Below are 6,077 nucleotides of genomic sequence, written 5' to 3'. Positions count from 1 at the left end.
CATCCGGCGCTCGAAGAAATATCATGCGCATGACGAGAATAATGAAATCAGCCTCGGTGAAACCGTGCGGATTGAAGAAACCCGTCCGATTTCCAAGCTGAAGACCTGGAAAGTGCTGGAGCGGGTCGGCGCAGCAGCCGGTGTCGCAACGCCGACGGTCAGCGAGATCACGGCGAGCGATCCGAAGGACGAAAAGGTCAAGGCACCGGTGAAACCGGCAGTTGAAGAAAAGGCCGAATCAGCGCCAGCAGGCGAGTAATTAGAATTTCCCGGATTTTGCCGGGGTGACGAAGTTGGAAACGCCCGGTCTTCCGGGTTTATGAAGAAGGAATTGGATCCATGATCCAGATGCAATCGAACCTGGAGGTCGCTGACAATAGCGGCGCCAAACGCGTCCAGTGCATCAAGGTGCTGGGCGGCTCGAAGCGTCGCTTTGCCGGCGTCGGCGACATCATTGTCGTTTCGATCAAGGAAGCAGCGCCGCGTGGCAAGGTTAAGAAGGGCGACGTTCACCGGGCGGTGATCGTGCGTACCAAGAAGGACATCCGCCGCAAGGACGGATCGGTCATTCGGTTCGACAGCAATGCTGCGGTTCTGGTGAACAACAACCAGGAGCCTATCGGCACCCGTATTTTTGGCCCCGTGGTTCGTGAACTGCGTGCGAAAAAGCATATGAAAATCATCAGCCTTGCGCCGGAGGTAATCTAATCATGGCCAATGCAAAGATCAAAAAAGGCGACACCGTCGTGATCCTGTCCGGCAAGGACAAGGGCAAGTCGGGTGAAGTCAGCAAAGTGATGCCGAAGGACGGCAAGTGCATCGTGTCCGGTGTCAATATTGCTATTCGTCACCGCAAGCCGACCCAGGCAAATCCGCAAGGCGGCCTGGAGCGTCGGGAAGCTGCGCTGCACATCAGCAAGGTGGCCCTGGCTGACCCGAAGGACGGCAAGCCGACGCGAGTCCGGTTTGAAAAGACAGAAGACGGAAAGATGCAGCGGATCGCTGTTAAATCCGGGGAGAAAGTCGATGGCTGATAGTAAATATATCCCGCGCATGCGCAAAAAATATGACGAGGAAATCGTCAAGGCTATGCAGGAAAAATTCAACTATTCCAATCATATGGAAGTTCCACGCGTCACGATGATCACGATCAACATGGGCGTCGGCGAAGGCAGTCAGGACAAGAAGAAGGTCACGACTGCTGCTGCGGAAATGGAATTGATCGCGGGCCAGAAGCCGGTGATCACCAAGGCGAAAAACTCGATCGCGACGTTCAAGTTGCGTGAAGGCATGCCGATCGGTTGCAAGGTCAATCTGCGCCGCGAACGCATGTATGAATTCATCGATCGCCTGGTGACGGTAGCGATGCCGCGTATCCGGGATTTCAGGGGACTGAATCCGAAAAGCTTTGACGGTCGTGGCAATTTCGCCATGGGCCTGAAAGAGCAGATCATTTTCCCCGAGATCGCCTATGACAATATCGACGTCGTGCGCGGCATGGATGTGATCGTGACGACAACAGCAAAAACAGACGAAGAAGCGCGTGCGCTTCTGGCATTGTTCGGTTTCCCGTTCCCCAAAGAGGAACAAGCGGAAGAAAAAGAAGCCGCGTGAGCGCGCTTCGTAATACGGAAGGACGAGAACTTAAGTCATGGCGAAACTGAGTTCCATTAACAGAAACGAAAAACGCAAACGGATGGTGAAGAAATACGCCGGCCGTTATGCGAAACTGAAGGCTATGGCAGCAGACCAGTCTCTCGACGAGACCGAACGTCTGATGGCACGCCTGAAGATGGCGGAGATCCCGCGCAACGCAAATCCAACGCGTGTGCGCAACCGCTGTGAAACCACAGGACGGCCGCGCGGCTATTACCGCAAGTTCCGCCTGTGCCGCATCGAGCTGAGAGACATGGCCAATAAAGGCCTGATTCCCGGCGTCACGAAATCAAGCTGGTAAGGGAGAGATAATATGGCTTTTACCGATCCCTTGGGTGACATGCTCACCCGTATCCGTAACGGACAACAGGCACGCAAAGACAGCGTAGTAACCCCTGCGTCCAAATTGCGCGGTGCCGTCCTCGAAGTGTTGCAGCGCGAAGGTTATATTCGCGGCTACACCGAAGAAGAGGTCAACAAGCACCCCGGTCTGCGGATTGAACTGAAATATTTTGAAGGCCAGCCGGCAATTCGCCACGTGGCCCGTGTTTCAAAGCCTGGTCGTCGTGTCTATAGCGGGTCGGAAGATCTGCCGCGGGTTCGCAACGGCTTGGGCATAACAATCGTATCGACGCCAAAAGGTGTTCTCTCTGACGCGGAAGCGCGTCAGGCGAAGGTCGGCGGCGAAGTACTGGCTGAGGTATTCTAATCATGTCCCGTATTGGCAAAAAATCAGTGGCTATTCCGGACGGCGTTACCGCTGTGATGGAAGATGGTCTGGTCAAGGTCAAAGGACCGAAGGGCGAGCTTTCGACCCCGATGGTTGATGACCTGACTTATGAACTGGGCGACGGTGGTTTGCTGGTGATGCCCGCAAACAAGTCGAAAACCGCGCGCGCATTCTGGGGAATGCAGCGTACATTGGTGCAGAACCTGGTCGACGGTGTTACCGAAGGCTTTACCAAGGTGCTGGAAATCAACGGCGTTGGTTATCGTGCTGCGGCTCAGGGCAAGATCCTGAACCTGCAACTCGGCTACAGTCATGATGTGAACTTTCCGATTCCGGAAGGCATTGACATCAAGACCCCGGATCAGACGACGATCGAAATTTCCGGCATGGACAAACAGCAGGTTGGCCAGGTCGCTGCCGAAATCCGGCGCTGGCGCAAGCCCGAGCCGTATAAGGGCAAGGGTATCAAATATCGCGGCGAATATATTTTCCGCAAAGAAGGGAAGAAGAAATAAGCCATGGCGAATATTTCTCAGTTCAAACGGCGCCAGCAACGCGTACGCAGCAAATTGCGCAAGCGCGGGCTCTCAAAGCCTCGTTTGTCCGTGCATCGCACGAGCCGGCATATCTATGCCCAGGTTATCGACGATGCCGAGGGCAAAACGCTGGCTTCCGCTTCGACCATCGACAAGGCGTCCAAAGTCAAAACCGGTGCGGATAGCAAGGCTGCTGCCGACGTCGGCAAGCGCGTTGCCGAAGCTGCCAAGAAGGCGGGCGTTAAGGAAGTAATTTTTGACCGTGGCGGGTTCCTGTTTCACGGACGTGTGAAGGCTCTGGCCGACGCAGCACGTGAAGGCGGATTGGAGTTTTAATATGGCTGATGACAAAACAACCCCAGAAGGCGCGGCACAGCCGGGCACCACTGGCGAAGGCAATCAGCCGGAAGCAGCAATTGCACCCGAAGCCAAAACCGGTGGTCCCGAGCGTCAGTCGCGCGGTGGCAATCGTGGCGGTGCCGGTGGTCGTGATAACCGCGGTGGCGGTGGCGGCGGTCGTGACAATCGCGGCGGTCGTGACAACCGTGGTGGTGGTCGCGGTGGCCGTGGCGACAATCAAGGCGGCGAAGAGCTGATCGAGAAACTGGTCCACATCAACCGTGTTTCCAAGACTGTTAAAGGCGGCAAGCGCTTTGGCTTTGCTGCTCTGGTTGTGGTTGGCGACGGCAAGGGCCGGGCCGGTTTCGGCAAGGGCAAGGCACGCGAAGTGCCGGAAGCCATTACCAAGGCAACCGCTGCGGCGAAAAAGTCGATGGTTCGGGTGCCGCTGCGTGAGGGCCGGACCCTGCACCATGATGGTACCGGCCAGTTTGGCGCAGGCAATGTGACCGTCCGTTCCGCACCTGCGGGTACCGGCATCATCGCTGGTGGTCCGATGCGCGCCGTGTTCGAAAGCCTTGGCGTTTCCGACGTTGTGACCAAGTCCAATGGAACCGCCAATCCTTACAACATGATCCGCGCAACCTTTGCCGCACTGGCAGATCAGTCGAGCCCGAAATCCGTGTCTCAGCGACGCGGCAAGAAAGTCACCGACCTGCTTGCACGTGCTGGCGGTTCGGCTGCTGAAGTGGCAGCAGATGCCGCGGCAGTTACGGAGTAATTTTTGATGGCCAAAGTTAAAATCAAGCAGATCGGATCTCCGATCCGTCGTCCGGAAGTTCAGCGCAAAACGCTGATCGGACTCGGTCTCAACAAGATGCACCGTGTTTCCGAACTGGAAGATACACCCGAAGTGCGCGGCATGATCCGTGCAGTTCACCATCTGGTGGAAGTTGTTGAAGGGTAAAACCCGACACTTCCGTGCGAATAAAGCGAAAGCGAGTACAAGACATGAAATTAAACGAACTCAGAGACAATGATGGCGCGCGCAAGTCGCGCATGCGCATTGGCCGGGGCATTGGCTCGGGTAAAGGTAAAACCGGCGGCCGCGGCCAAAAGGGTCAGAAGGCCCGTTCCGGTGTCTCGATCAATGGTTTTGAAGGCGGCCAGATGCCGCTTCACATGCGCCTCCCGAAACGCGGTTTCAACAACCCGTTCGGTACGGATTATGCGGAAGTGAACCTGGGCATGATCCAGAAGTTCATCGACAGCAAAAGCCTCGACAACAAGGGCACGATCGATCACGCAACCCTGAAAGCTGCTGGCCTGGCCCGCGGCGGCAAGGACGGCGTCCGCCTGCTCGCCAAGGGCGAACTGAAGGCGAAAATCACGATCGCCGTTGCCGGGGCTTCGAAAGCCGCTGTCGCAGCGGTTGAGAAAGCCGGCGGCAAGGTCGAAATTCTAGCCGCGGGTGGCGAACGTCGTCCGAAGGGCGAAAAGAAAGCTACGCCTTCGAAGCCTGCTCGCGAGAAAAAAGCCGCGAACAAGGCGAAAAAGAAAGATTGATCTTCAGGAGGCGCTATGATTAGCGCCTCTTTTTCTGGCCCCTTGTTTTTGATGCTTTAACATCCGATATGGGGCGGGTTGCATATCTGCACATGCAGATATTCATCTTCCGAAGATTGCATCTAGACGCAATAGTTGGAGATGGGCCTCCGCGGGGGCGTATTGCAAACTAATAGTGGGCAGGAAAGTCAAGCATGGCATCAAGAGCCGATCAGGTCGCAGCGAATCTAAGCCTGGCAAAATTTGGCGAAGCGACGGAACTGCGCAAACGCATCTGGTTTACATTGGGTGCGCTGATCATTTTCCGTCTGCTCAGCTTCGTACCGCTGCCGGGCGTCGATCCGGTCGTTCTGGCTGATCTCTATGATCAGACCCGCGGCGGTGTTCTCGATATTTTCAATACATTTTCCGGCGGTTCGCTGGAGCGGATGAGCCTGATCGCGCTAGGCGTGATGCCTTATATTACCGCATCGATCGTGGTCCAGCTGGCGGCGGCATTGTCGCCGACCCTCGCCGCGATCAAGAAAGAAGGCGAATCCGGCCGCAAGAAACTCAACCAATATACCCGCTATGGCACGGTCGGCCTGACCGCCATCCAGGGCTATTTCATTGCCGTCGGCCTCGAAAGCTTCGCTTCCCAGTCGGGTCTGCAGGCGGTCGTCGAGCCGGGCTATATGTTCCGCGTTGGTGCGGTGATCAGTCTGGTTGGCGGTACGCTGTTCCTGATGTGGCTGGGTGAACAGATCACCAGTCGTGGTATCGGTAATGGTATTTCTCTGATCATCATGGCCGGTATTGTCGCCCAGATGCCGACCTTTGTCGCCAATCTGATGGAAGGCAGCCGCACCGGTTCGATCGGAGCGCTCACCATCGTTGGTTTGATCGCGATGGTCGCCGGACTGGTCCTGTTCATCAGCTTCATGGAACGCGCCCAGCGACGGGTGCTGATCCAATATCCCAAGCGCGCTACCCAGCATGGTGTGATGCAGGCCGACCGCAGCCATTTGCCGCTAAAGGTCAATACCGCTGGTGTCATCCCGCCGATCTTCGCTTCGTCATTGCTGCTGATGCCGCTGACGGTGAGCCAGTTTGCCGGCAATGCCACAGCTGGTGAGACGGCAATGGGAGATTTCATCATCACCCTGAACCAATATCTGGCGCATGGTCAGCCGCTCTATATGGGTCTCTATGCGGCGGGCATTGTCTTCTTCTGTTTCTTCTACACCGCTGTGGTGTTCAATCCGGAAGAA

General features: G+C 56.3%; 11 protein-coding genes and 1 pseudogene. All 12 read left to right on the top strand.

Annotated features, from left to right (window positions below):
• A pseudogene (locus ACEW8J_RS00935) lies at positions 1-139 on the top strand (uS17 family ribosomal protein); the annotation flags it as partial.
• A gap of 200 nt (positions 140-339) precedes the next feature.
• Positions 340-708 (top strand): 50S ribosomal protein L14, encoded by a 369-nt coding sequence (gene rplN / locus ACEW8J_RS00930; RefSeq protein ID WP_067198338.1) that lies wholly within the window; start codon positions 340-342, stop codon positions 706-708.
• Between the two features lie 2 nt (positions 709-710).
• Complete coding sequence (rplX, locus tag ACEW8J_RS00925; protein WP_373489752.1) at positions 711-1,034, top strand: 50S ribosomal protein L24; 324 nt, start codon at positions 711-713, stop codon at positions 1,032-1,034.
• Positions 1,027-1,614 carry a 50S ribosomal protein L5 gene (gene rplE / locus ACEW8J_RS00920; protein ID WP_373489751.1) on the top strand — a complete coding sequence of 196 codons (588 nt, stop codon included), beginning with the start codon at positions 1,027-1,029 and terminating at the stop codon, positions 1,612-1,614. The genes rplX and rplE overlap by 8 nt, the downstream gene beginning before the upstream one ends.
• Before the next feature lie 37 nt (positions 1,615-1,651).
• The gene (gene rpsN, locus ACEW8J_RS00915) at positions 1,652-1,957 is read left to right on the top strand and encodes a 30S ribosomal protein S14 (protein WP_176280104.1); all 306 of its coding nucleotides are present in this window, start codon (positions 1,652-1,654) and stop codon (positions 1,955-1,957) included.
• Between the two features lie 12 nt (positions 1,958-1,969).
• Positions 1,970-2,365: a 30S ribosomal protein S8 gene (gene rpsH, locus ACEW8J_RS00910; RefSeq protein ID WP_373489750.1), complete on the top strand. Its 396-nt coding sequence runs from the start codon at positions 1,970-1,972 to the stop codon at positions 2,363-2,365.
• A gap of 2 nt (positions 2,366-2,367) precedes the next feature.
• Positions 2,368-2,901 (top strand): 50S ribosomal protein L6, encoded by a 534-nt coding sequence (rplF, locus tag ACEW8J_RS00905; RefSeq protein ID WP_373489749.1) that lies wholly within the window; start codon positions 2,368-2,370, stop codon positions 2,899-2,901.
• 3 nt (positions 2,902-2,904) lie between these two features.
• Complete coding sequence (gene rplR / locus ACEW8J_RS00900) at positions 2,905-3,258, top strand: 50S ribosomal protein L18 (protein ID WP_089132908.1); 354 nt, start codon at positions 2,905-2,907, stop codon at positions 3,256-3,258.
• A gap of 1 nt (position 3,259) precedes the next feature.
• Positions 3,260-4,042: a 30S ribosomal protein S5 gene (rpsE, locus tag ACEW8J_RS00895; RefSeq protein ID WP_373489748.1), complete on the top strand. Its 783-nt coding sequence runs from the start codon at positions 3,260-3,262 to the stop codon at positions 4,040-4,042.
• Between the two features lie 6 nt (positions 4,043-4,048).
• On the top strand, positions 4,049-4,228 hold the full coding sequence (gene rpmD / locus ACEW8J_RS00890; RefSeq protein WP_373489747.1) for a 50S ribosomal protein L30: 180 nt from the start codon (positions 4,049-4,051) through the stop codon (positions 4,226-4,228).
• 44 nt (positions 4,229-4,272) lie between these two features.
• Entirely contained in the window at positions 4,273-4,827 is a 555-nt protein-coding gene (gene rplO, locus ACEW8J_RS00885; protein ID WP_373489746.1) for a 50S ribosomal protein L15, read from the top strand.
• Between the two features lie 194 nt (positions 4,828-5,021).
• Positions 5,022-6,077 (top strand): preprotein translocase subunit SecY (gene secY, locus ACEW8J_RS00880; RefSeq protein ID WP_373489745.1); only part of this gene is annotated, 1,056 nt, incomplete at its 3' end.

The sequence above is a fragment of the Parasphingorhabdus sp. genome, from assembly GCF_041748495.1.
Classification (GTDB): Bacteria; Pseudomonadota; Alphaproteobacteria; order Sphingomonadales; family Sphingomonadaceae; genus Parasphingorhabdus.
The sequence above is the reverse complement of the archived record's forward strand: the minus strand, read 5'-3'. Positions and strand labels throughout refer to the sequence as shown.

Excerpts from the sequence above, each read along its gene's own strand:
- rplN (WP_067198338.1), top strand. The coding sequence starts at position 340 with ATGATCCAGATGCAATCGAACCTGGAGGTCGCTGACAATAGCGGCGCC.
- rplX (WP_373489752.1), top strand. The coding sequence starts at position 711 with ATGGCCAATGCAAAGATCAAAAAAGGCGACACCGTCGTGATCCTGTCC.
- rplE (WP_373489751.1), top strand. The coding sequence starts at position 1,027 with ATGGCTGATAGTAAATATATCCCGCGCATGCGCAAAAAATATGACGAG.
- rpsN (WP_176280104.1), top strand. The coding sequence starts at position 1,652 with ATGGCGAAACTGAGTTCCATTAACAGAAACGAAAAACGCAAACGGATG.
- rpsH (WP_373489750.1), top strand. The coding sequence starts at position 1,970 with ATGGCTTTTACCGATCCCTTGGGTGACATGCTCACCCGTATCCGTAAC.
- rplF (WP_373489749.1), top strand. The coding sequence starts at position 2,368 with ATGTCCCGTATTGGCAAAAAATCAGTGGCTATTCCGGACGGCGTTACC.
- rplR (WP_089132908.1), top strand. The coding sequence starts at position 2,905 with ATGGCGAATATTTCTCAGTTCAAACGGCGCCAGCAACGCGTACGCAGC.
- rpsE (WP_373489748.1), top strand. The coding sequence starts at position 3,260 with ATGGCTGATGACAAAACAACCCCAGAAGGCGCGGCACAGCCGGGCACC.
- rpmD (WP_373489747.1), top strand. The coding sequence starts at position 4,049 with ATGGCCAAAGTTAAAATCAAGCAGATCGGATCTCCGATCCGTCGTCCG.
- rplO (WP_373489746.1), top strand. The coding sequence starts at position 4,273 with ATGAAATTAAACGAACTCAGAGACAATGATGGCGCGCGCAAGTCGCGC.